1 protein-coding gene is annotated in these 764 nt (G+C 25.8%); it reads right to left on the bottom strand.

The features are described 5' to 3' along the window. Window positions 1–101 precede the first annotated feature (101 nt). Window positions 102–515, bottom strand: coding sequence for a TetR/AcrR family transcriptional regulator (locus HMPREF9129_RS10400; protein WP_257009302.1), 414 nt, complete (start codon window positions 513–515; stop codon window positions 102–104). Window positions 516–764 lie beyond the last annotated feature (249 nt).

The following is a 764-nucleotide window of genomic DNA, read 5'->3' as shown; positions in this document are numbered from 1 at the left end:
TTTTCGCACCTAAAATATAATTACTAAGTATTATTCCATTTATATAATCAACCAAAAAACCATCTGAAAAAATGTCAGCATCTATTCCTAATTTTTTGAGATCATTTTAATTGTTCAACAGTTTCAGTTTTTAATTCTTGAAATAAGTCTTCAAGCTCACTATTATATTTTTTAGCCTGTAATAAAAGTGCATAAACTTTTGTGTTTTCAGTATCCGACAAACATTTTTCAACTAGAATATTACTCATATTTTCATATTTGTCTTCAAATTTATATTTATCTAAATAATCATCAATTATGCGATTCCTATACTCGTTTCCATCTATCATTAAATCCTTAAGCATTTCAGTTGTGTTACTATAGTGATGATAAACACCTCCTACACTCATACCGACTTCTCTAATTACATCTTCCATCGTTGTATTTTCGAAACCTTTATTTAAAAAACATTTCATTGCCGTTACTCTAATTTCTTTCTTTCTAATATTTCCTACCTTCATTTTTATACTATTCAACATCAAACCTCCCGCATATTTCCCCGAGAATTCCCTCGGTTTTATTTTATCATAATTAGTATAGATTTTGAATATCATTATTAAATAAATTCTTCAAGTATAAATAAGAAAACTGAAAATTAAATGCTCAACTAAATTTGGAGTACAAAATAAAAATATCCATTTGAAGATTTTATGCTAATATCCGTTAAACAATAGATACAATTGTGTGATTTAATGTAGTATAATAATATTATGAAAGATATACAA

Source organism: Peptoniphilus indolicus ATCC 29427 (assembly GCF_000227315.1).
Taxonomy (GTDB): domain Bacteria; phylum Bacillota; class Clostridia; order Tissierellales; family Peptoniphilaceae; genus Peptoniphilus; species Peptoniphilus indolicus.
The sequence above is the reverse complement of the archived record's forward strand: the minus strand, read 5'-3'. Positions and strand labels throughout refer to the sequence as shown.